Annotated in this window: 24 protein-coding genes; 6 read left to right on the top strand and 18 right to left on the bottom strand. The window is 38.7% G+C overall.

Annotated features, from left to right (window positions below; all coding sequences use genetic code 11):
• Together AC3ISB_RS10820 and AC3ISB_RS10815 are read left to right on the top strand one after the other, a co-directional pair.
• On the top strand, positions 1-1,128 hold the full coding sequence (locus tag AC3ISB_RS10820) for an AbrB family transcriptional regulator (RefSeq protein ID WP_489276365.1): 1,128 nt from the start codon (positions 1-3) through the stop codon (positions 1,126-1,128).
• Positions 1,129-1,432: 304 nt separating this feature from the next.
• Complete coding sequence (locus AC3ISB_RS10815; RefSeq protein ID WP_480338867.1) at positions 1,433-2,755, top strand: CitMHS family transporter; 1,323 nt, start codon at positions 1,433-1,435, stop codon at positions 2,753-2,755.
• A gap of 442 nt (positions 2,756-3,197) precedes the next feature.
• Here the strand turns inward: AC3ISB_RS10815 and AC3ISB_RS10810 are convergent, their stop codons facing one another.
• Positions 3,198-4,400 (bottom strand): IS110 family RNA-guided transposase, encoded by a 1,203-nt coding sequence (locus AC3ISB_RS10810; RefSeq protein WP_489276363.1) that lies wholly within the window; start codon positions 4,398-4,400, stop codon positions 3,198-3,200.
• A 456-nt stretch (positions 4,401-4,856) separates the two neighbouring features.
• Between AC3ISB_RS10810 and AC3ISB_RS10805 the strand changes: the two genes are divergently transcribed.
• On the top strand, positions 4,857-5,339 hold the full coding sequence (locus tag AC3ISB_RS10805; RefSeq protein ID WP_098373102.1) for a DUF456 domain-containing protein: 483 nt from the start codon (positions 4,857-4,859) through the stop codon (positions 5,337-5,339).
• A gap of 222 nt (positions 5,340-5,561) precedes the next feature.
• Here the strand turns inward: AC3ISB_RS10805 and AC3ISB_RS10800 are convergent, their stop codons facing one another.
• The 14 genes from AC3ISB_RS10800 to AC3ISB_RS10735 all read right to left on the bottom strand — a co-directional run bounded on the left by AC3ISB_RS10800 (position 5,562) and on the right by AC3ISB_RS10735 (position 15,622).
• A complete protein-coding gene (locus AC3ISB_RS10800) occupies positions 5,562-6,341 on the bottom strand; it encodes a sulfite exporter TauE/SafE family protein (RefSeq protein ID WP_480338866.1) in 780 nt (259 codons plus the stop codon).
• 51 nt (positions 6,342-6,392) lie between these two features.
• Entirely contained in the window at positions 6,393-6,620 is a 228-nt protein-coding gene (locus AC3ISB_RS10795) for a sulfurtransferase TusA family protein (RefSeq protein ID WP_098373104.1), read from the bottom strand.
• Positions 6,621-6,662: 42 nt separating this feature from the next.
• Positions 6,663-7,790, bottom strand: a complete 1,128-nt coding sequence (locus tag AC3ISB_RS10790) for an MBL fold metallo-hydrolase (RefSeq protein ID WP_098373105.1) — start codon at positions 7,788-7,790, stop codon at positions 6,663-6,665.
• A 48-nt stretch (positions 7,791-7,838) separates the two neighbouring features.
• Positions 7,839-8,234 carry a DsrE/DsrF/DrsH-like family protein gene (locus AC3ISB_RS10785; RefSeq protein ID WP_141993324.1) on the bottom strand — a complete coding sequence of 132 codons (396 nt, stop codon included), beginning with the start codon at positions 8,232-8,234 and terminating at the stop codon, positions 7,839-7,841.
• 28 nt (positions 8,235-8,262) lie between these two features.
• The gene (locus AC3ISB_RS10780) at positions 8,263-8,835 is read right to left on the bottom strand and encodes a sulfurtransferase TusA family protein (RefSeq protein WP_489276361.1); all 573 of its coding nucleotides are present in this window, start codon (positions 8,833-8,835) and stop codon (positions 8,263-8,265) included.
• Between the two features lie 53 nt (positions 8,836-8,888).
• On the bottom strand, positions 8,889-9,185 hold the full coding sequence (locus tag AC3ISB_RS10775) for a rhodanese-like domain-containing protein (RefSeq protein WP_489276360.1): 297 nt from the start codon (positions 9,183-9,185) through the stop codon (positions 8,889-8,891).
• 18 nt (positions 9,186-9,203) lie between these two features.
• Entirely contained in the window at positions 9,204-9,572 is a 369-nt protein-coding gene (locus tag AC3ISB_RS10770) for a rhodanese-like domain-containing protein (RefSeq protein WP_489276358.1), read from the bottom strand.
• A 27-nt stretch (positions 9,573-9,599) separates the two neighbouring features.
• Positions 9,600-10,079 (bottom strand): DsrE/DsrF/DrsH-like family protein, encoded by a 480-nt coding sequence (locus AC3ISB_RS10765; RefSeq protein ID WP_489276356.1) that lies wholly within the window; start codon positions 10,077-10,079, stop codon positions 9,600-9,602.
• Between the two features lie 124 nt (positions 10,080-10,203).
• Positions 10,204-10,509, bottom strand: coding sequence for a monooxygenase (locus AC3ISB_RS10760; RefSeq protein WP_141993329.1), 306 nt, complete (start codon positions 10,507-10,509; stop codon positions 10,204-10,206).
• A gap of 39 nt (positions 10,510-10,548) precedes the next feature.
• Positions 10,549-10,809 carry a metal-sensitive transcriptional regulator gene (locus tag AC3ISB_RS10755; protein WP_098373111.1) on the bottom strand — a complete coding sequence of 87 codons (261 nt, stop codon included), beginning with the start codon at positions 10,807-10,809 and terminating at the stop codon, positions 10,549-10,551.
• Positions 10,810-11,179: 370 nt separating this feature from the next.
• The gene (locus AC3ISB_RS10750) at positions 11,180-12,406 is read right to left on the bottom strand and encodes an amidohydrolase (protein ID WP_489276353.1); all 1,227 of its coding nucleotides are present in this window, start codon (positions 12,404-12,406) and stop codon (positions 11,180-11,182) included.
• A gap of 7 nt (positions 12,407-12,413) precedes the next feature.
• Positions 12,414-13,808, bottom strand: coding sequence for an APC family permease (locus AC3ISB_RS10745; RefSeq protein WP_489276351.1), 1,395 nt, complete (start codon positions 13,806-13,808; stop codon positions 12,414-12,416).
• A 23-nt stretch (positions 13,809-13,831) separates the two neighbouring features.
• Positions 13,832-14,536: a FadR/GntR family transcriptional regulator gene (locus tag AC3ISB_RS10740; protein WP_098373114.1), complete on the bottom strand. Its 705-nt coding sequence runs from the start codon at positions 14,534-14,536 to the stop codon at positions 13,832-13,834.
• 600 nt (positions 14,537-15,136) lie between these two features.
• On the bottom strand, positions 15,137-15,622 hold the full coding sequence (locus tag AC3ISB_RS10735; RefSeq protein ID WP_260288855.1) for a peptidoglycan-binding domain-containing protein: 486 nt from the start codon (positions 15,620-15,622) through the stop codon (positions 15,137-15,139).
• Positions 15,623-16,386: 764 nt separating this feature from the next.
• On the opposite strand from AC3ISB_RS10735, the gene AC3ISB_RS10730 reads away from it, so the two are divergent.
• Positions 16,387-16,479, top strand: a complete 93-nt coding sequence (locus AC3ISB_RS10730) for an IS3 family transposase (RefSeq protein ID WP_141993363.1) — start codon at positions 16,387-16,389, stop codon at positions 16,477-16,479.
• Between the two features lie 71 nt (positions 16,480-16,550).
• Here AC3ISB_RS10730 and AC3ISB_RS10725 read toward each other — a convergent pair whose 3' ends face one another.
• Positions 16,551-17,534, bottom strand: coding sequence for a tRNA dihydrouridine synthase (locus tag AC3ISB_RS10725; RefSeq protein WP_214795545.1), 984 nt, complete (start codon positions 17,532-17,534; stop codon positions 16,551-16,553).
• A 595-nt stretch (positions 17,535-18,129) separates the two neighbouring features.
• On the opposite strand from AC3ISB_RS10725, the gene AC3ISB_RS10720 reads away from it, so the two are divergent.
• Complete coding sequence (locus tag AC3ISB_RS10720) at positions 18,130-19,764, top strand: acetolactate synthase large subunit (RefSeq protein ID WP_144528372.1); 1,635 nt, start codon at positions 18,130-18,132, stop codon at positions 19,762-19,764.
• 27 nt (positions 19,765-19,791) lie between these two features.
• Entirely contained in the window at positions 19,792-21,225 is a 1,434-nt protein-coding gene (locus tag AC3ISB_RS10715; RefSeq protein ID WP_489276348.1) for an aldehyde dehydrogenase family protein, read from the top strand.
• Positions 21,226-21,371: 146 nt separating this feature from the next.
• On the opposite strand, the gene AC3ISB_RS10710 is transcribed toward AC3ISB_RS10715, so the two are convergent.
• Positions 21,372-21,773: a YybH family protein gene (locus tag AC3ISB_RS10710; protein WP_489276347.1), complete on the bottom strand. Its 402-nt coding sequence runs from the start codon at positions 21,771-21,773 to the stop codon at positions 21,372-21,374.
• A 167-nt stretch (positions 21,774-21,940) separates the two neighbouring features.
• Positions 21,941-22,747, bottom strand: a complete 807-nt coding sequence (locus AC3ISB_RS10705) for a sugar phosphate isomerase/epimerase family protein (RefSeq protein WP_489276345.1) — start codon at positions 22,745-22,747, stop codon at positions 21,941-21,943.
• Positions 22,748-22,749: the final 2 nt, after the last annotated feature.

The following is a 22,749-nucleotide window of genomic DNA, read 5'->3' as shown; positions in this document are numbered from 1 at the left end:
ATGAAAAAGTGGGATTTAAATAATGCAAGCAAGACAACCCAATTTTCAGCTGCACTTCTAACTGCTTTTATTGGAGGCGGCCTTTTCACCCTTATCAGGTTGCCAATCCCCTGGCTTCTAGGTCCAATGGCAGCCCTATTAATTGCATCACGTTTCAAAAACGTTAATTTAATTTGGCCCGTTTCGATGAGAAATACTGGATTAATTATTGTAGGTTATTCAATTGGCATCTCTTTTACCAAGAGCTCACTGTCTGACATGATTAGTCACCTTCCCTCAATGTTAATCCTTACAACCTTAATTGTCCTTGTGTGTGTATGTTCGGCTTTTGTTATGTCAAAATATTCCGGCATTGACTATCCTACATCCTTAACGAGTAGTATTCCTGGAGGTTTGTCACAAATTGTTGTGTTTGCAGAAGAAATGAAAGGTATTGATATTACGACAGTAACCTTTTTCCATGTTACAAGAGTGATAATGGTTGTTTTCTTAGTTCCCCTTTTAATTTTCAGTCCCATTTTTGCTGCGAAAAGTACCAATGGCTCATCTAAAATAATGGATAACGTTATTCCAGAGTGGAGTGATTTATTTCCTCTTATCTTTCTGTTCGCGCTTATTTGTTTTCTCGCAGCAAGAATAGGTAAAATATTCAAACTACCAGCTCCTTACTTTTTAGGACCAGTAATCGTTGCTGCTGCAATAGGTCTTTTAGGTTTGCAGGGACCACCACTTCCTCCTTCACTTCTTGATATATCTCAATTTATGGTTGGCGGTTATATCGGTTTACTATTAAAACCGGAACAACTTGACAACAAAAGAAAAACCTTATTATTGGCTTTGCTGAACGGACTAATTTTGATCTGCGCAACAATGTTTTTTAGTTTTCTACTGACCCATTATTATGATTTATCGACTATTACGGGTTTTTTAAGTTTAGCCCCTGGTGGAATGGATCAAATGGGAATCATTGCACAAGAAGTCAATGCTGATGTATCTACTGTTACCAGCTATCAACTATTTCGGATGGCTTTTATTTATGCCGCAGTGCCTCCATTGCTAAGAATGGTATTAAAATTAAGTTTAAGAAAAAAAGACAAGAACAGTAACGTAAAACTAAATGTTAAATAAAAAAGAAGAGAGAGCTATATCATTAAACTTTTAAAATATTTCGTCATTTAATCATTTATCCTTTGGCTTTCTTTGCTCTACTCCCGATTCTTTTTAAAGAATAAATTATTTTGATACCAATACAAAAAAAATATGTATTTAACTTATTGTTCTCTCTGTATTACCTTTAATAAAGAAAAGCGCTTAGCATAGTGTAAAACTAATTAATCTACCGATTAATTTTTCTGAATAGTCGCGAAATTGTTTTTTTAGTCATCCAGAAATCATTTGAAAGCGCATTCAAAATATGGGAGGGGATTTAATAATGTTTGTTACAATTTTAGGCATCTCCATGGTTACCGTTTTTACCTATTTAATTATGTCCAAACGTTTATCACCCATTGTTGCTTTAACTTTAGTTCCGATCGTTTTTGCAGTAGTTGGTGGTTTTGGAAGTAAAATTGGGACTATGATGATGGAAGGCATTAAGCTAGTCGCTCCATCTGCAGCTCTATTATTATTTGCCATATTGTTTTTTGGTATTATGATAGACACGGGCTTATTTGACCCACTTATCAAAAAGTTATTAGAAGTCGTCAAGGGAGATCCTGTCAAAATTTCGATGGGTACCACAATTCTTGCATTACTCGTGGCCCTAGATGGAGACGGTACAACAACATATATCATTACTGTTTCAGCTATGTATCCACTTTATAAACGAATCGGTATGAATCCATTGGTTTTAGCCACAGTAGCCATGCTAGCTTTAAGTGTTATGAGTGGTATGACCCCTTGGGGTGGACCTGCTACCCGAGCAATAGCAGTATTGGGACTTGATGCATCCGAATTTTTTGTTCCACTTATTCCTACCATGATTGGTGGTGCTCTTTGGGTTATTTTCGTCGCATTTATTTTAGGGAAAAAAGAACGTAAACGACTGGGTGTAATACACATAGACGAGTTGAAAAATGAAATAGCTGCTACTGTAGAAAATGAAGCCACTGAAACATTTCCTCATATTGACATTAAACGTCCTCGTTTTTTGTGGGTTAACTTATTAATTGTGGTAGGCATTATGGTCATTCTTATCATGGGATTGGTACCTTCCCCTATTTTATTTTTGGTCGGTTTCGCCATTGCTTTAATGATTAACTACCCTAATCTGGAAATGCAAAAAAGACGTATCTTAGCACATTCTGGAAACGCTTTAATTGTTGTTCTATTAGTTTTTGCGGCAGGAGTATTTGCAGGAATCTTTTCCGGTACAAAAATGGTTGATGCCATTGCTAATGGACTGGTTGCGATAATACCTGCTTCATTAGGACAGTTTTTTCCTGTCATTGTTGGCATTACAAGTATGCCATTCACTTTCGTTTTATCGAATGATGCCTATTATTTTGGAGTTCTCCCTATTCTTGCAGAAGCAGCTTCAGCCTATGGTATTAGTCCGTTAGAAATTGCTCGGGCTTCTATATTGGGACAACCCGCTCATTTAATGAGCCCACTTGTTGCATCAACCATTCTATTAGTTGGCATGGTTGATAAAGACCTTGGAGAATATCAAAAATTCGCATACAAATGGGCCATCTTGACATCGTTAATCTTAACAGTATTAGCTATAATTAGTGGCGCTATTTCTTTTTTGTAAATTATAAAAGTCCTTGTATACTAATTTGCTAGGAAATATACGCAGGTTCCTTTCTAAAAGCTAAAAGCAGTTGTAGTTCTTAGGTGAAATCAACTGCTTTCATTGTTGTTTTTTATTTTTCCTATATGGAAACCTCAAAACAAAAAGACTTACCTTAAAGGTTAAAGGGTTCCGTTTTAAGGTGCTTTTCTAAAAATCCGTGCTGAAATGACAGTCGTTTTGACATCGGTATTGGTATATAAAAAAGCAAAAACTCGCCATAGTAATTGGCGAGTTTCTTTATTTGGAATACCTAAACCTTATTTAACTAAACCAGCTAATAGGATGTCAATATTTTTCTCTGAAATTTTCATTTCCCTTATGATATACTATTTTTGGCCATGCCAAATAACCCTCCAAAACCCTTTTGGAAGGATTTTTCTCTGTTTCACAAAACCGTTAATTAGGCTAAATCTAGGAACGTTTCTTTTCTCTTTAATAGAGCGTAAATCCAATGAAGCAACTTATTCATACAGGCAACGATTGACACTTTGGCAGGTTTTCCTTCTGATTTTTTCTTATCATAGAATGCTTTAAGCTTTTTGTTCCTTGAACTTCTTATGCCGCATAGTACGGCAAGATACAGAGAATGACGTAGTCTGCTCGAACCTCTTTTTGTAATACGATTAATGGTTGCCGTAAACTTACCCGATGCGTGAACACTTGGATCTACTCCAGCGAAGGCAACCAGTTTTTTCGGATGATTAAACCGATCGATTTCACCAATTTCAGAGATAATCGTGGCTGCGATTTTTTCCCCGATACCGGGAATCGATTGGATGATCTTATATTCTTCCAGTTCATTTGCCAGGGCCACTATACGATCTTCCAAATCAGAAAGGTGTCCCTGGTAATGAAAAAGCAACTCAATATACATACGAAGATTGATTACGTGACTTTCATACACGCTTTTTTGAAATGGATTTCGAGCTGCGGAATCCATTATTTTTTTGGCTTTTTCCCATGCCCATTCACCCGATCGGCTAGAACAGAACTCTATAACACTCTCTGCTAGTCTACTTTCTCCGGCTTTTAATACCGCATCTGAAGTAGGAAATTCCTTTAACATCAATAAAGAAACCTTCGAATATAGATCCCCAAAAACCTTCCGGTATTCAGGAAACACTTGATCTAAAATGGTGTGAAACTGAAGTTTAGCTTCCACATACATATTCGTTACGATTTCCTGTTGTCTGGACAAATTCCGAAGGTTTAATAGCTGAATTCCTCTAATTTTATGAGGTTCTAAATCCTCTTTGTAATACAGCACACACAACTGATACGCATCGATTGCGTCTGTTTTTACCTTCCGTAAACTGGTCTTCTTTGCCTGATAAGAAATAATCGGATTTAGTAAGATATATAGAATCCCTTGTTCCTCCAAGTATTGAATAACCGGAGTATGGTAATGCCCTGTAGATTCTAAAATGACCATAGGCATCTGCCCTGTCACCTCTTCAATCTCTTTTAAAAAGTCTAAAAAATGATCTAATTCCTCTTTGATGTGCTTCATTGAAAAGCTCGTCCCATACGGTTTAGATTGATCTAAAAATGCCTGAACTTGACTCTCTCCTTTTGCCACATCCAAACGGACTACTGGATTCATTGTTTTTTCCTCCTCTACTTACTTACCAGTACCCCTAGTCCTCCATGTAGTGTCATAGCTTCGCTTGTTATACGAGATCTACGTCCCAACCAGCCTCAAACATGTTTCTACAAGTAGGGGGCCGGACAGTTTAGTTCACGGGATCAAGTCCCACGCACCCGTACGTCCTACCCTGGCTACTGATATAATAGATTCTATTAAAAAAAGGTCAACCAGTAAAAACTGGCTAACCTTATAATACGAAGCACCCGTTAGATTAACGTTTATCTAAACGCATCCCGTTAGACAAAATAAAGAAAGGACCAAACCCCTGTGATATTAAGGATTTGAGCCTTTGGTAGTTGATGACCTGTGAGGGATTCGAATATACAAAAAAAGAATAAATGGTTTTTGACCCTAAATAGAAATATAATTTAGTAGATATATGATAAGTAAGTATGAAAAGGTGGAGTTTTATTGGATATTTTATGGTGGGGATTAACGATCGTCTTATTTGCTTTAAGTTTTGTAGGAATTGTCTATCCTATTATTCCCTCGGTTGTTGCCATTTGGGGAGGATATGCAGTTTATCAATTCCTCATTAATTCTGATGAGTTATCCTTATGGTTCTGGATCAGTATGGTTGTGTTGAGCGGTGTATTAATCGCGGCCGACATTATCGCAAATAGTTATTTTGTTAAAAAGTATGGGGGGTCAAAAACATCCGAGACAATAGCAGCTATTGCCACGATTGTTGGTTCATTCGTCTTCCCTCCTTTTGGGATAATTCTCGTACCATTTTTAGCAGTCCTCATTTCGGAATTAATCATTCAAAAAGATATAGTGAAGGCTTCAAAAGTTGGGTTTGCTACTATAATCGGTTTTTTAGGCGGCAGTTTAGCCAAAGTATTAATTCAATTATTGATGATTGTTTTTTTTATTTTAGCGGTAATTTTTTAATTAATTATCAACGGCCACATTAGGAAAAAGCTGACTTTCAACAGTCAGCTTTTTCTATTAACAGAAGTCCCATTGACTTATCTGGTACAAGATAATAAGAGAAAAAAGTGATGGAGGAAAACTTTTAGTGTGGCCTATTGTGAACAATTCTTTAACGATAGAACTCTTTTTAGAATTCTAATATTATTTTCACAACTGCTTCCTTCCCTTTCAAAGAGTACCTCAAGACATGATCCCCACCCACGTTTTCACAGCCGTCGCTAAAATCAATAGAGCCAGTATGACTTGCAGGACTTTTACATTCATTTTTTTACCGGCCATTGCCCCAAGCGGAGATGCTATTAAACTTGCAACAACCATGATTAATGCTGGATAGTAATCAACTTGTCCCGTTGAGATTTTTCCTACTGTTGCACCTATGGATGAAATGAAAGTGATGGCTAATGAAGACGCAATCGTTACCCTGGTTGGAATTCTTAAAACGATAAGCATGATCGGAACTAATAGAAAGCCCCCTCCGGCACCGACTATACCGGCACCTAAACCAACGATTAAGGCAAGGATGGCAGCAAGCCATTTGTTGAAGGTAACTTGATCCAAAGGAATGTCATCTATCCCTTTCTTCGGTATGAACATCATGACAGCCGCTATCAACGCCAAAACTCCATAGACGATATTCACCCCGTTTTCCGACATCGATTGTGATCCAAAACTTCCAACCACACTTCCAATTAACACACTGATCCCCATATAGAGAATAAGCGTTTTATTTAAATGTCCGCTTTTACGATAGCTCCATATACCTCCGATGGAAGCGAATAAGACTTGTATAGCACTTATTCCTGTCACATCATGGGCGCTAAATGCCGCTAAACCAAAGATCGGGGGAATATACAGCAGCATTGGATAATTTATTATCGAGCCGCCGATGCCGAGCATTCCAGAAACGTATGAACCTATAAAACCAATCAAAAAGATGGTCATGATAAAGGTGATATCCATTGTAAGTGCCTCCCTTAAAAGAAGGGAACCCTATTGGTTCCCTTCCCTTTATCAGCCTTTTCTGATCCAAAATTTCAGTATATCATTTTCTTCTGCCGTTTCCACCAGTTCATGGCCACCAGATCTTGACCAAGCCGCTAAGTCGGCTTTTGCTCCTTTATCTGTTACATGTATTTCCAGCACTTGACCGGTTTGCAAATCATTCATCGCTTTTCTTGTTTTAACAATCGGCATTGGACATGCAAGTCCCTTAGCGTCTAACACTTTATCTGAATTCATATTTCTTCTCTCCTATTTTCTTGGATTTTATTTTTACCAGTATTAGCGAACCGCACAACGATTGGGTCCGATTTCCATTTCGCGCTGTTTTTCATCATCAGGCTCGATTTTCCCCATATTGGTTTCGCGAATTTCTTGATATGCGTTTGGTTGAGGCGGTAAATTACCTGTTACCAGCTCTCTGAATTCCGTTTCATCTGCAATGTTCAATCCATGATTGTCAGCAAACAGCGCACCCAACTTTTTAGCGACACTTCCGTCTTCATTCAATTCATCGATGATCATGAAATGTGATGGCAATACTATTAACTCGTCTGATAATTCTCTATAACGTGTATAAAGTGTTTCTCTTAAGTCCCCTACCCAATCCTCAGCTAATCCAGCTAGGTCCGGTCTGCCAATGGAATCAATGAATAGTATATCCCCGGAAAGCAAGTATTTTTGATCGACCACAAATGAAGTGGATCCAATGGTATGGCCCGGGGAGTATAATGCTTGGATATCAATCGCTATATGACCGATCGTTATCACTTTACCACTTTCTAATGGCTGATATTCAAAAGTTACTTCAGCCGCATCTTTTGGCGGCAGCCAGTAGGCTGCATTTGTTACTTCCGCTATTCGTCTTCCACCTGAAATATGATCGGCATGTAAGTGCGTATCCAGAACATGTGTAATTTTCACTCCGATACCATCGGCGAAATCAAGATAGGCATCTATCATTCTTGTAGAATCAATTACGGCTGCTTCACCATTGGAGATGACCATGTAAGATAGACAGCCTTTACCAAGTCGAACAAATTGGTAAATTTCAGCGCCATTGGTCAATTCGCCGACCCTCACTGGTTCCAAGTGTTCACTCCATGCTTTCATGCCGCCCTTTAAATAAGAAACATCCAATCCAGCTTCAGATAGCATTTCAGCTACCATAACAGATGAGCCTTCCTTTGCGCATACTACCAGGATTTCTTTATTGGTCGGGATTTGATCGAGGATTTCTTCTACGCCATCCAGTAGATCAAAATAAGGGATATTAAGGAATTCAAAGTTCTGCCCTTCAATTTTCCAATCATTAAAGTCACTTTCATTTCGAACATCCAAAATAAATAAGTCTGTTTTATTGATTACTTTCTTTGAAACCTCAGCTGCTGTCATTTGCTTAAACGCCATCTTATATACCCCCTACAGTATTAAAAATCCCAAAAAATTTTACCTTCATTAAAAGGTTAATGTAACATCAGCATCCTTAGCGAACTCTAAAAATGTGATTGCCCCACCTACTTCGATACCGTCAACTAAAGCTTCTTTTTCCATGCCCAAAACGTCCATGGTCATTTGACAGCCAATAAACTTGACATCCATTTCCTGAGCCATAGTAACTAATTCCGGAATTGAAGGAACATTAGCCTTTTTAAAGCCTTCGGCGAAATGCTCCTTACCTTCAGGCAATGGAAGTTGTCCATTCGCCTCTTTATGAATTAAATTCAAGCCTTCAAAAGTAAAGAAAATTGCCACTTCTTGATCTGTTGCTGCCGCTGCCGTTGCGATATTAAACACTTTATATGCGTCAAATACACCACCATTACTTGCGATTATTGCCACTTTGTTAGTCATGTTATATTCCTCCATTTTAGAGTCACCTTTATTTATTAACGGATTTTTGTGAAGGCCCGTTCCATTGGCTCATGCCTGGTACAACATTGAATACTTGTTCAAATCCAGCCGCCGTCAGTTTTTGTGCAGCAAGATCACTTCGGCTGCCAGAACGGCAAATCACGAAAATCTCTGACTCTTTATCAAGTTCACCCATACTTTGTTCCAATTCACCCATTGGAAGGGATTTCGCTGCTGGAATATGATGAAAAGCATACTCTGCGGATTCTCGTACATCCAGAAGGATCATATTTCGATTTTCTTCCATTACTTGAAGAAGTTCTTCATTTGAAATGATTTTTTCATGCTTCTTCACTTCTGTTTCTTCTCCGCTTGCTTTCCGAAGATAATGTTTTAGTGTGGTTCCTTCTTCAACTGTACCTAAATATTGATGACCTGTACTTTCCGCCCAGGCTTTCATATCGGCAGTTGACCCTTTATCAGTCGCTTGAACTTCCAGTACTTCCCCTGCTTCCAGACCATTCATGGCTTTTTTCGTTTTTACGATTGGCATGGGACATGCTAAACCTTTAGCATCCAAAACGGAATTTGTTTTAATCATTTTATTTCCTCCTTGTTTTCTAAATAGGGATGGGGGTATATTCGGGTTTGAAATTATGCTGTAGGACCTTCCCAGCGATTCATACCACCCACCATGTTCAACACTTTATATCCATGATCCTCAAGTATCTGTGCTGCCCTTGAACTTCTGCCCCCTGACCGGCAGACCATGATAGACTCTTTTGATTTATCCAGATCCTGCATTCTAAATTCCACTAGACCCAACGGGATATTTACAGCATTTGGTATTTTCCCTACCTTTACTTCCTCCACCTCCCGCACATCAATAATGTGGACTGGCGAGTTTCCCTTCAACAATGCACTCACTTCATTCGGTAAAATTTCTTTCATATTTTTAAGATCCTCCTTTTATTCGCGCCAAGAACTCATGCCGCCTTTTACGTTAGTGACTTCTTTAAATCCTAATTTTTTCAATGCTTTACTTGCATTACTGCTCCGCATCCCGCTTTGGCAGATCACTACCACTTCTTTATCTTTTGAAAGTTCTTGTGCCCTTTTACCAAGTTCGCTTAAAGGAATATTTTTAAAGTCCTTAATATGATTGCCCCTATATTCATTAGGAATACGGACATCAATGAATTGCTTATTTCCTTTGTTACTTAGCTCAACTTTTAACTCTGCCGCATTTATATTTTTTATCCCCTTTGCCGGGACAAATCGCTGATATAAAATCCAAACGATGAAACCTAATATAATGAGATTGAATATAGTTCCCATTTGAACTCATCCCTCCAGTACCCCAAATTATATGAATAAGTTTACATTTCCATCCTCTGCTTCAGCTAAATAAGCCGCAACACCTGCATACTCAATTCCATCACTTAATTCCACTTGCTGCAAGCCCAATAAATCCATTGTCATCGTACAGGCAATTAGTTTGATTTCCTGTTCTTGGGCCAACTCAATTAAATTTGGGAGTGACATGGCGTTATGCTTTTTCATCACATGTTTGATCATTTTAGGACCCATCCCAGCAAAGTTCATATTGGATAGTCCCATTTTATCTGAACCACGCGGCATCATTTTTGCAAACATTTTTTCCAGAAATCCTTTTTTTAATGAAACCGGCTCATCCTTCCTTAAGGCATTCAATCCCCAGAATGTATGGAAGATGGTCACTTCATGATCGTAAGCCGCCGCCCCATTTGCGATGATATAAGCAGCCATTGCCTTATCATAATCACCACTAAATAAAATGATCGTCGTTCTTTTCTTTTCAGTCATTATGTTTTCCCCCTGATGATATTTCATTTTGTTGTTTCATCATACCCTATGGGGTATATATTATTCCAAAAAATATAGTTCGTCAACCTACTTCACTAAAAAAATGAATGGAATAGGTTTTTCTTTATTTAATTGGCCCATGATTGATTGAAGTCAAAACTTCATTCACTTCGAATATTTTTCCATTAACCTTCACGATACCAAACCCTTTTAACCGAGCTGTGTGCATAGTCAAGTACTTACATGCAGATTCCTTCGTTTCAAACAGATAAATGCCACCAGCTTCCTTTGCCTCATTGTCTTCGGTCCAAATCTTCCAGATCAAGCCTTCTTCATCATTAATGCTTTTTGCTAAATCAGTAAATTCTTTTACCATTTCGTTGCCAAATGGTCCTTCCATTTTAAAATCCACTTGTAAAATATAAGACATGAATAACACTCCTTTTTCTAAAGGTCAGGTCAAATTCTATTACCTGCTTTTTATCAGTAAATTAACCGCTTCCTTGACTAGATGATCAGTGCCTTCGCCTTTCACAACGTTTTCCCGAACGCATTGCTCAAGATTTTCACTTACGATAACACCCATGGTCCTATCGATGGCATTACGTGCAGCCGACAATTGCGTGACGATTTCTCTGCAATCCTTTCCCTGCTCCATCATTCCAAGTACACCCTTGATTTGTCCTTCAATCCGCTTCAAGCGATTAATGACACTTTTATCATACTCCATACTCTGCCCCCCCATCTATTTACAAATGCAATTACTTTCCGATTATGAAGCGAAGCCCCAAGTTCACTTCCGAATTAACGCTTCAAATAGACATAATGAATATGCAAAACCTCTTAATCAACATTCTCACGATAATGATTATAAGCCCATAGCTAGTTAAATCGCGTTTACTCGTGAATTTAGGCATTTTACTCGTGAATTTGCGCATTTTACTCGTGAGTTTACACGTTTTACTCGTGAGTTTGGTCATTTTACTCGTGAATTTATGCAATCTTACTTGTGAGTCCATATTATACCTATAGGGGTATAATGTCAAGCCGTTTAATTAAAAAATAAAAGCCACCATATACGGCAGCTTTCATCAAATACTTCAATTATTGAAAGAACCTGAAACAATTTTCCCTTTGTGCATAACCGCAAGGCGCCTTGCACGTCTTGCGACTGCTTCAGCTGAACAACTAGCTTCCACAAAAACAGCATCCGCTTTATCACCAATAGTCGGCCAAACTCGCTCCCCCTCTGAATTAAGAGGTGTTTTCCCGCCAGTAATAAAACCAAGAGCTCGTCCTAAAGACCACTCATCAATCCAAGCGAAACGTTCAGCCATCAGACTAGCTTTGTAAAGCACGTCCCCAGTGCCAAATGGGTCCCAATGATCTGTTATGCTGTCATTTACAAGCGAGACATTTATACCCTTTTCATGAAGCAATGGGATTGGAATTGTGGGAATATCGATAGGTACAGTAGAAGCAATTGAAATACCCGCATGAGCTAAAGTTTCCGCCGCATCGGCTGCCACTTCAACTGGAACATCCCCGAGTCCAAACGCATGTCCAATTGTAACTCTTCCCTGCCAGCCTGCTTCTTCTGTAAGTTTAGCCAATCGTTTCATCGTATAAATTCCCAGGTGACCAGGTTCATGTAAATGCAAATCTATATCTGCATCCGCTTCAACTGCAAGTTCTATGAGTGCATGTAATGAAGCTTCAATATTTTCATCTACTATGGCCGGATCCAATCCCCCTGCAGCAGTTGCTCCCATTCTCAATGCTTCTCTTACAAGTGGAACGGAATTACTTCGCAAGAGTCCGTGCTGAGGAAAAGCAACTAACTCGTAAGAAAGCTGTCCATCGTATGATTGTAATGCCTGTAAAACTGCTTCCATGTTTTTCAACCCAATTATGGGGTCAACATTACACTGAGCTCTTATGTGGGTTACTCCATTCTGTAAAAGCAGCTCCAAAATCTTCTTCGCCCTTTCTTCCGCAACAGGAAGAAGAGACGGAAGCATGTCTTCTTCTTCTTTCATTCGGCCAAATACATCCACAAATGGGGTACATGCTTTCCATTTACCTCCATAGTATGTTTTGTCCAGGTGAATATGCATATCCTGAAAACCAGGAAGCATAAGCAGTCCGCCCGTATCCTGAACTGGCAACTCAACGGGTAAATTCTCATGAGCTGGGATTATTTTAGTGAATTTTCCTTCTTCAACTAGGATATGACAGTGTTCCGTTATTGTTTTTGTAACCATTCCATCCTTACGAAGGAAAGCGCTTTCAAGCAATACATTTGCTAACCAATATGATTGTGTCATTAAAGTATCATCCTTTCATTTCATTCATATTTAATTCCGGTGGAAGTTTTTTGAAGAAATTTGTATTGAGTCCTAGGTAAATAACTCCAACTGTCAACCAAATCAAACCTGCAGTCTTTGCATACATATCCAATTTGTATAAAAAGAATAGCGTGATCATTGCTCCAATAGAAGGGAATAACAAATAGCGTACAACATTTATGCCTTTACGTTTTTTCTGCTTAATAAAATAATAGAATATAACGGATATATTTACGAAGGTACAGCCAAACAGTGCTCCGAAGTTTACTAAAGAAATGACTGTTTTTACATCAAGAAACAAAGCAGTTAAACTAAGAGACCCAATAAATAAAATACTATTTGTTGGAGTAGCTTTTTTAGGGTGAATGTAGCCAAAAAACTTTGGTATAATTCTGTCTCCACCCATTTTGCACAGCATACGGGAACAAGAGGTTTGTGCAGCTAAAGGGCCCGCTATGGCTCCAATTAAGGTGAAGAAAGGATAGATAACAGCGAGTATACCTAATCCAATTTTTTTAAATAATTCAAGTGCTCCCGTATTTACATCCGTGAATTCACTCCAGCCTGCAGGCCAGGCTAATAGCATTAAGTAAGATACGGTTGTAAATAAAAGCCCTGCACCCGCACAAATTATTAATACCGCTCTTGGAACATTAACTCTCGGATTGATAGCTTCTTCCGCTACCATTGTTACAGCATCAAATCCAAAATATGATAGTACCAGTATAGATGCACCAGTAAAAATGACTCCCCATCCTACTTCTGGTTTAGCAAACTCACTAGAGTTTACAAATACATCCCATGAGAAAAAGGATCCCATTCCTCCTCCTTGGGCAATAAATTTAATTAAAAAAATCGTTACAATAGCTATAATGGAGAGCTGAACCAAAACAATTATATTATTTACTTTGGCGGTAACATTAATGCCAACGTAGCTAATCGTTGTCACAAGGACAGTTAATCCGAGGATCCATATCCAATTAGGTATTTCAGGGAAAATCGCATTCATATAATTAGCAGCAATAACGTAAGACAGCATAGGTACAAGAAGATAATCCATCATAACAGTCCAACCTGTTAAAAAACCAATATATGGATTTATAGCTTGTTGGGCATACGTGTATGCAGAACCTGAAACCGGGAAAGCGGCAACCATGCTTCCATAACTAAATGCTGTGAACAGTATTGCTAATGCTGTTAACGCGTGAGTTAAGGAAAACATTCCGTGAGTTATATTCGATACAATTCCATACATATCAAAAATTGTCGTAGGTATTAAATAAGCAAGGCCGTAAAATACAAGGGAAGGGAGGGTTAGAACTCTCTTAAAATTTGCCTCTTCTTGAATTAAACCTGAATTAACGATGGTTTTAGCTCTCAATTTATTTCCCCCTATTATTGGTATCAGGTGTGAGTGTTTTGGACGCTCTTATACTCCTCTACCATTTTGATATAATGGCTTTTCACATCTTCAATATGTTCTTTCATTAATTTAGAACTTCTATCTGAATCTCCTTTTTTCACCGCCTTCAAGATCTGTTGATGGTAATAAAGTGCATTTTTTGTATCATCATAAGTTGCCATTTCAATCCTTACTTTTTTGAAAAATTCCGAAATATTATTGTACATATCAATAATCACTTGGTTGTTTGTCGATCGTGCAAGCGTTCTATGAAATACAAGATCGGGAACGATAATAGAAGTTTCCATTTTAATACACACTTCTAAGTCGACCAGCGATTGTTCAAGAATATGGATTTCACTCGGTTTTATCCTTTTTGCAGCCAAATAAGCGATTTCAGCTTCAATTACTTTGCGAAGTTCTAATAAGTCTAGAGAATTATCGATATTGACAGATATTTCGAACGTGCTTGAAAATGCCTTGTCATTGAGATGTAAACTTTTCTTTACATACACCCCCTTTCCTATTTTTTTTTCAATAATTTCTTTTTCAGAAAGTGATTGCAATGCCTCTCTTACAGAAGATCTGCTTACTTCTAATAGTTTTGCCAATTCTCTTTCAGACGGAAGCTGGTCACCACTCATAAGATTATTCTTAAGAATAAAATCACATAAAAATTTTTGAACAGTTTCACTTACAATTGTCATCTTTAAGTTCAACTCCATTGCTTTAGATATCAGACCGGTCAGACCAGTTTATACAAAAAATAACCTCGTTATTTGGAAATATACATTTCTCTTGTCCTCCTTCTATTTTTTGAATTTTCTATTTATTCAATATGCAATTCTTATTCCAAATTAACAAAATACTATTATAACGGCCAATCATTAGTAAAGTTGGCAATATCATCATGCGTATCAGAATAAAAAATTCAATATTGCATAATTTATATTTGGTTTTTAAAATTTCGAGATGTAAAAAAGCGTCGATGTATCGGATGGCTAACCACTTTATATTGAATATGCGGGGATCACAATCCGCAAAAACTTGCGCCAAAACCAGATATCACCTCGCCTCTAAGAACTAGAGCTGAGGTGATATGAATTCAATCAAACTTTACATAATCTCCTTCTTTGATTTGATTCTTTTCAAACCATCCAAGATTCACTTCAATTACTTTATGATAAGAAAGTTATGGATCATAGGTAGAACATAAAAATCAACTCGTGAAGGCCAAAAATAAAAACGTGCCCATTTATAGGCACGTTTTTCATATGAAGGGGAAATTCATTGGTCCTTCCTGTATCTTAATTCGCATACAAGCGATATTGGTCGCTTAATGTATCCCCATTACCGTAAATATAGGCTTTAGAGCCGGATGTATAGGAAGAATTGTCGTACTTCCATTTAATTCTTAGTCCCATGTTTCCGCCTGCTCCATATGTTTCATTACCATACTTCTTAATATATTGCGAGAAGCTATCCCACGTCCGTGGGCCAACCACACCATCCACTTTCAAGTTGTTTTCTTTTTGATATTTCTTTACACCCGCTTCGGTTTTTGGTCCAAAAATTCCATCAACGTCAACCACTGCTGAATCCGTATAAAAACCCATGACATTTAGGATATACTGCATATTTCTGATCTCCACCCCATGAGAGTCCTTCCGCAAAATAGAGTTTTTATCCCAGCTTTCGGGATGGTGAAACCCTCCAGCTGATGCTGAAGCAGTGGAAAAAGATATCCCAAGGGCCATTGCTAATACTACCAAACCAGTAAGTAATTTCTTCATAGCTCCATCTCCCTCTTTTTTTGTACATCCGAACTACCTTACCATTTCCCCTCAGATTTTATATTTCCCTTCCGACCAATGTCCTGTTTTGAACTTGCTAAACAAACAGTGTGATGAACCATAGCTAATCACCGACATCCCGATCAAACCTTTAATTTGGGCCAATGATTACGGCATCATGGTCATGCAAGAGGGAGCATATTTTTAAATTAACCTAATCCTAAATTAGATGATGAAGTGGCTGATATTTTCCACAACGCCCTTAAGAAGTCCCGTTAGCAAAATGTGAGCAAATCACTATAGTTGATCTAATCGCATCCAGTAAGACAAAATAAAAAAGGCCCAAACCCCTGTTATATCAAGGATTTGAGCCTTTGGCAGTTGATGACCTGTGAGGGATTTGAACCCACAACCCCTTCCCTGTCAATTTTTTAAACTATCTTTTATACAGTACTTTTTCAAAAAAAGATTCCATTAAGTCCAATAATTCAACCACAATGTTTATTTATATTAATTGAGATGAAAGGTAGGGTTTTTTATTTTCACTACACCTCCACGTACGTGGACTGTAATTGAGAACACAAGTGGTGTTGGTGATTTCACAAAAAAACTAACGGAACCAGTATCACCTGATTCCGTTAGCAATATTTCATTTAAGACGCCATTTTATCTGTGTTTTTTACTTGTAGGCTGATAATTTATCTAAAATATTGAAGAAAATAATCGTCTTCCCCATTTGCGTATTTGCAAATTCATAACCTAACATAGATTACTATAATAACAAACAAATAAAACAAAAATTGGCGGGAATGAGTCCTGTTCAATACCGCCTTCACATTAGCCAATTAACTGCTTAGTATGAACTCTAACTTTTTGGGGCACACCAGTTTAACATCCTACTTCGCTTTTACCTTGAATGGGGACACTTCTACTGTTCCCCCATTCCATCAAGATTCTTTGACCCAAAGTTATCGAGCAATGCACGCACTTCATCTGTTGACTCTGTGCTCATTAATTGATTTCTTAATTCACTTGCCCCTCGAAACCCTCGGACATATATCTTAAAAAAGCGATGAAGAGCCTTGAACGGACGTAGCTCTAATTTTGAATATTTATCATGGAGATCCAGATGCAACCTTAACAGATCAAGCAATTCATTACTACTATGATCTTTCGGCTGCTTTTCAAAGGCAAATGGATTATTGAAGATACCACGCCCAATCATAATCCCATCAATACCATATTGATGAGCGAGCTTTAAGCCAGTTTGACGGTCAGGGATATCCCCATTGATCGTCAAGAGTGTATCTGGTGCCACCTGGTCACGAAGTTTCTTAATCTCCGGGATTAGTTCCCAATGAGCATCTACTTTGCTCATTTCCTTTTTTGTACGCAGATGAATGGAAAGATTAACAATGTCTTGTTTCAATATGTGTGTTAGCCAGTCGTGCCATTCGTCTACATCCGTGAAACCAAGCCTTGTCTTTACACTTACGGGCAATCCTCCTGCTTTTGCTGCTTGTATTAAATCTGCTGCAACTTCTGGACGACGAATAAGGCCACTTCCCTTCCCATTCTGTGTCACATTAGGTACAGGACAGCCCATATTGATATCCACACCCCGATAGCCTAGTTTCGCCATACCAATACTCATTTGCCGAAAGTATTCAGGCTTATCCCCCCATATATGGGCTACAATCGGTTGTTCATCCTCTGTAAAAGTCAAACGCCCACGTACACTATGGATGCCCTCTGGGTGACAATAACTCTCCGTGTTTGTAAACTCTGTAAAAAACACATCAGGTCTGCCTGCTTCACTCACTACATGGCGAAAAACTACATCCGTCACATCTTCCATTGGTGCCAGTATAAAAAAAGGTCGTGGTAAATCACGCCAAAAATTATCTTTCATATTCAAATTCCAATCCTTTCATTATGGGTACCAGGCCAACCCCTTATCCCAAAATTAAAAAGCAGAATGTCCCTGCTTCCTTTACACTTATACCATGCTTAAGCACTTTTTATCAAACTGCGGAAATGTTTTTTTTCACGAAATCGGGGTTTGTATCAGAAATGTTTATTTTAACTTCACAATCTCTGTACAACCAAAATATCTTCTGGTGAAATCCACCCCATCAACCAGCATACCACTGTTCGAGTTAAAATAAAGTTTTGCTAAAAAAGACTGAAAAGAAAATTGGAAGAACACTGGATTGACAAGGGGTTAACAGGAAAAAGCCCCCGAAATCGTAAAAGTATTTTTTGAAAGGGATAATTGCCATTACAACAAGAGCAACAGTAATAAATGAGATGATAAATAAACGACTTGCGATTTCCATTTTACTTCTCCAAGTTATGACTATTGAGGTTAATTTACTAAAACCTGAATTTCTTTATATAGAGTTGCAAATGTTCGAAATGGTTTTAACAATACGCAAGTACATAATTTCTAGTAGGCAAAGCCAACATATAGGGAAAGAAATTGAAATGGTTGAGGAGGGAATAATTTGAAGGCATCTGATTTGTTCGTAAGATGTTTAGAGAATGAAGGGGTTCAGTATATTTTTGGAATCCCTGGTGAGGAAAATACGGATCTTATTGATTCTCTAATAAGTTCTGATATTAAATTTATCTTGGTTCATCATGAACAGGCTGCAGCTTTTATGGCAGACATTTATGGCCGGCTGACTGGAAAGCCTGGCGTCTGTTTGGGCACATTGGGACCGGGTGCAACTAATTTATTGACAGGGATAGGAAGTGCTTATCTGGATTATTCCCCTGTTGTCGCGATTACAGGTCAGGCGGGCCTTGATCGAATTCATAAGGAGTCGCATCAATATGTGGACATTATTGGGGTTTTTAATGAAGTAACGAAATGGAATCAACAAATTAAGGTGCCGCATACGATTCCGGAAATTATCCGTAAAGCATTTAAGACTGCAGTCATAGAAAAGCCGGGAGCTGTTCATATCGAACTCCCCGAAGATGTGGCGATGATGGATACAGAAGGTGAACCTCTTCCGGTTACACCAATGCCTCGATCCCGCCCTGCAGAGGAAGAAATCAAAAAAGCCGTCGAATTAATAAATCGCGCAAAAAAGCCTATAATTCTAGCTGGTAATGGAGTAGTCCGCGATGGAGCTGCCGAGTCCTTACGGAAATTTGCAGAAGAGAAGCAAATTCCCGTTGTGAATTCGTTCATGGCCAAAGGAGTTTTACCTTCCAACCATCCATTGACCCTTTTTACAGTAGGGATGCAAGCAAGGGATTATGTTCTATGCGGGTTTGATTTGGCCGATCTTATTATCACCGTCGGCTATGATTTCGTCGAGTATTTGCCAAAGTATTGGAACGATGAGGCAATGAATCCGATTATTCATATTGATGCTCGTCCGGCTGAGATTGATGCTTATTACCCCGTTCAAGCTGAATTGGTCGGGAACGTTTCGGAGGGACTTGAAGCCTTGTCCACTGGTGTAGTAGAAAAGGAGCTTTGGCCTGAAGTGAAAAGGTTAAGGTCTCAAATCATAGAAAAATTTCATTCTTCGGATGATGTATCAGGAAGTCCTATCATCCCTCAGCGAATTATCGCCGATTTGAAAAGGGCGGAAAAGGGCAATGCCATTGTCATTTCGGATGTGGGAGCCCATAAATTATGGATGGCTCGGATGTATCAGCCGGAAATGCCTAATCACACTATCATTTCTAATGGCTTTGCATCGATGGGAATTGCCATTCCTGGCGCAATTGCAGCCAAACTGGCAAAACCTGATAAACCTGTCATTGCGGTTACAGGGGATGGCGGATTTCTGATGAATGGGGTTGAATTGGCAACTGCAAAACGTCTAGGTCTTGCCTTCGTGATAGTCATTTTCCATGATTCAAAATACGGCCTAATTGAGTGGAAGCAATTGAATAAATTTGATCGTACGAATGCGATTGAATTTACAGACCCAGACTTTTTAAGCTTCGCTAAAAGTTTTGGTGTTAAAGGAGTGAAAGTAACCCACTCCGATGAATTGCTTCATGCATTAGAAGAAGCGATTTCGAGTCAGGAAATTGTCTTGATTGATGTGGATGTCGATTATTCGGAAAATGTAAAGCTCTCGAAAACACTAGGTGATTATATTTGTAAACTATAAAGGCAGATATTATTGGAGGGATTTCAGATGAAGAAAAAGTGGCAATTGTGGATTGGTGGTAAATGGCGGGAGGCAAAATCATATGAGCCATTATATAATCCCCATTCAAACGAAGAAATTGCACAAATCGGACAGGCTGAACCAGCGGATGCCATTGAAGCGATTGTTGAGGCAAATGCAGCTTTTCAGAAATACCGATCCTACCCGGCTCATGCACGAGCGGAAATTTTATTTAAAGCTGCCACAATCATGGAAGAACGCAGTGAAGAACTTGCGAAAATCATTTCTCTAGAGGCGGCGAAAACGATTCGAAATGCTCGTGAAGAAATGAATCGTACGGTTGAGACCTATCGTTTTGCTGCAGAAGCGTCAAAAAACAATTATGGAGAACAAATACCGATGGATGCGGCAGTCGGTGGGGTAAACCGTTTTGGATTCACGGTTCGCACCCCTATTGGCGTCGTTACCGCGATTACCCCATTTAATTTTCCATTTAATCTGGTCGCCCATAAAGTTGGTCCAGCTATCGCGGCAGGAAATTCGATTGTGTTAAAACCTGCGGAACAAACCCCGTTGAGTGCACTGGTTCTTGCCGATATTTTTAAAGAAGCAGGGTTGCCCGATGGAGTATTGAACATCATACCGGGCAAAGGGGATGTATTAAGTGAAGCGTTGACGACCCATCCACATGTAAAAAAAGTGACATTCACAGGCAGTGTAGAGGTCGGACACCTTATCCAGCAGCAGGCAGGCTTCCGCAAGCTTACCCTTGAACTCGGATCCAATTCGCCCTTCATCATTGATGAAGGAGTCGACATCGATAAAATTATTCACCGAAGTGTGATGGGTTCATTTACGAATAATGGGCAGGTGTGCATCTCGATTCAACGAATTTATGTCCACAAATCGCTATACCAACAATTTTTAGATCGATTCGTCAGTGCAACAAAACAGCTTGTCATCGGTTCCCCCCTGGAGGAAAATACAAATATTACAGCGGTTATTTCAAAAAAATCATTGGAACGGCTACAAAGTTGGATTGACGAGGCAGTACAGGAAGGAGCAAAAATTGAGTGCGGCGGTACAGTGGAAGGCAATGTACTATTGCCTACCGTCTTAACCAATGTAAATCGTGACTCAAAGGTATTTCGTTTCGAAGTATTTGGTCCGATTGTCTGCATTTTCCCATTCGATACGCTGGATGATGCCATCACTGATGCAAATGATTCGCGTTACGGATTGAACTCAGGAGTGATGACACCGAGTATAGAACGAGCTTTTTATGCGGCAGAACGCTTGGAAACAGGTGGGGTCGTCATCAATGATATCCCAACTTACCGAATTGATAATATGCCGTATGGTGGTTGGAAGGACAGCGGCGTTGGCCGGGAAGGCGTCAAATATGCGATGCATGAAATGATGGAGCAGAAGTTTATCAGCTTTAAAATAAGCGACGAATGAACATAGTGAAAATTATAACCCTAGTATATGAGACGACGATATCTTAAAGATTTCGTCTTCTTGTTTTGTCGTAAATTAATGTTTTTGTTGTAGCCAGCTGAGTCTTGAAAAAATAAAAAGCCACCATATAAGGCAGCTTTCACCAATTACTTCAATTCTTCAATTATTTCAGCACCATAAGAGTTGTCGATTATGCAGCGCCAGGTACCCGTGGAATCCTTTTTAAATACATATGTCGCGGTTCTTTCCATAGAGAATTCGGAATCTTCCTTTTGATTGGCACTTAGCTGGGCTTTTGCCACAACCAATGCCGTATCACCCGTTTCGATTATTGCCATCTTATCTTGATTGACGATTAAACTATGGTTAAAGTAGTCAGCGATAGCAATGAATGCCCGACGAATTTCTTCTTTCCCTTTTGCAAATGTTCCAGGTTTGACAACTAAAGTTGCATCCTCTGAATAGAACTCCATTAAATGATCGAAATCCTCATTATTTATTGCCCTGTCCGCATTTTTTATGATTTGTTCCAGCTCATGATTCTGCATATTCACCCTCCTATTCAGCTTCTCTTAATTAGACCGCTCTGTTACTAATTGATGTTCGACTGCCATGATGGGGTTTCCTGCTCATTTAGAGAAAAGAGTATGCTTAAAATCATTTAAATAAAAGTTGAATTCCCACCATTGATCTACATCTAAAATACCCAAAAGAATCAATATGTCAGTTGTTGTTTCCATTGTTCTAATGAGGCAAGCAAGTTAGGCATTCCTTCCTGACCGAAATATTCCAGAGAAACAAAACCTGTATAATTTCGCTTTCTCAATTCTTCGAGTAAGCGAATATTGTCAACATCCCCACTAAAAATGGGTGCTGGTTTGTTTTTATAACGCTCTTTATGATTGTAGTGATAATTTTTTAAATGTACATGGCTGACATGGGGGAAAATGGATTCCAATACCTCTTTCGGATTCAATTGATCAACGTATAAGTTAGCACCATCGAAAATCATTTTTATCCGTGGATGGTCGATATCTTCTAAAAGCTTATGAATGGCTTCGAGGTTATCTGCAAAGGAGTCATAGTGAATTTCTATTGCTACATCCACTCCATAGAGATCTGCCATTTGCCCTAATTTATTTAATTCGGTTGCAGTTTCCGACCATTGCTCTGGTGAGGCATTCCTTGATGCTATATGTCCTGCGAACGTCCGTATTAATGGGCAGTTTAATTGATGAGCCATATCTAACAATTTTCTTGCTTGATTGATTTCGTTTTGATGTTCTTTTTGGTTCCAAAGTTTCGAAAAAGTCGTATATCCACTAATGGAAGGTATTTGTAAATCATTGGTTTCAAGTAATTTGGCTAATTTGTCCAGTGGTCCATGCTTCTCCTGAAATCGTTCTATATGTTTATTCCATAATTCAAGTCCTTTAACATCCGCTTGCAACGGAAGGAGCCAATTTATTATTTCCTCTATGTCCCATTCTTTAAATCCTGTTGTGCATAAACTCAATTTCAATG

Source organism: Peribacillus sp. GL_122 (assembly GCF_057835005.1).
This window is presented reverse-complemented; position numbering and strand designations above follow the sequence as displayed.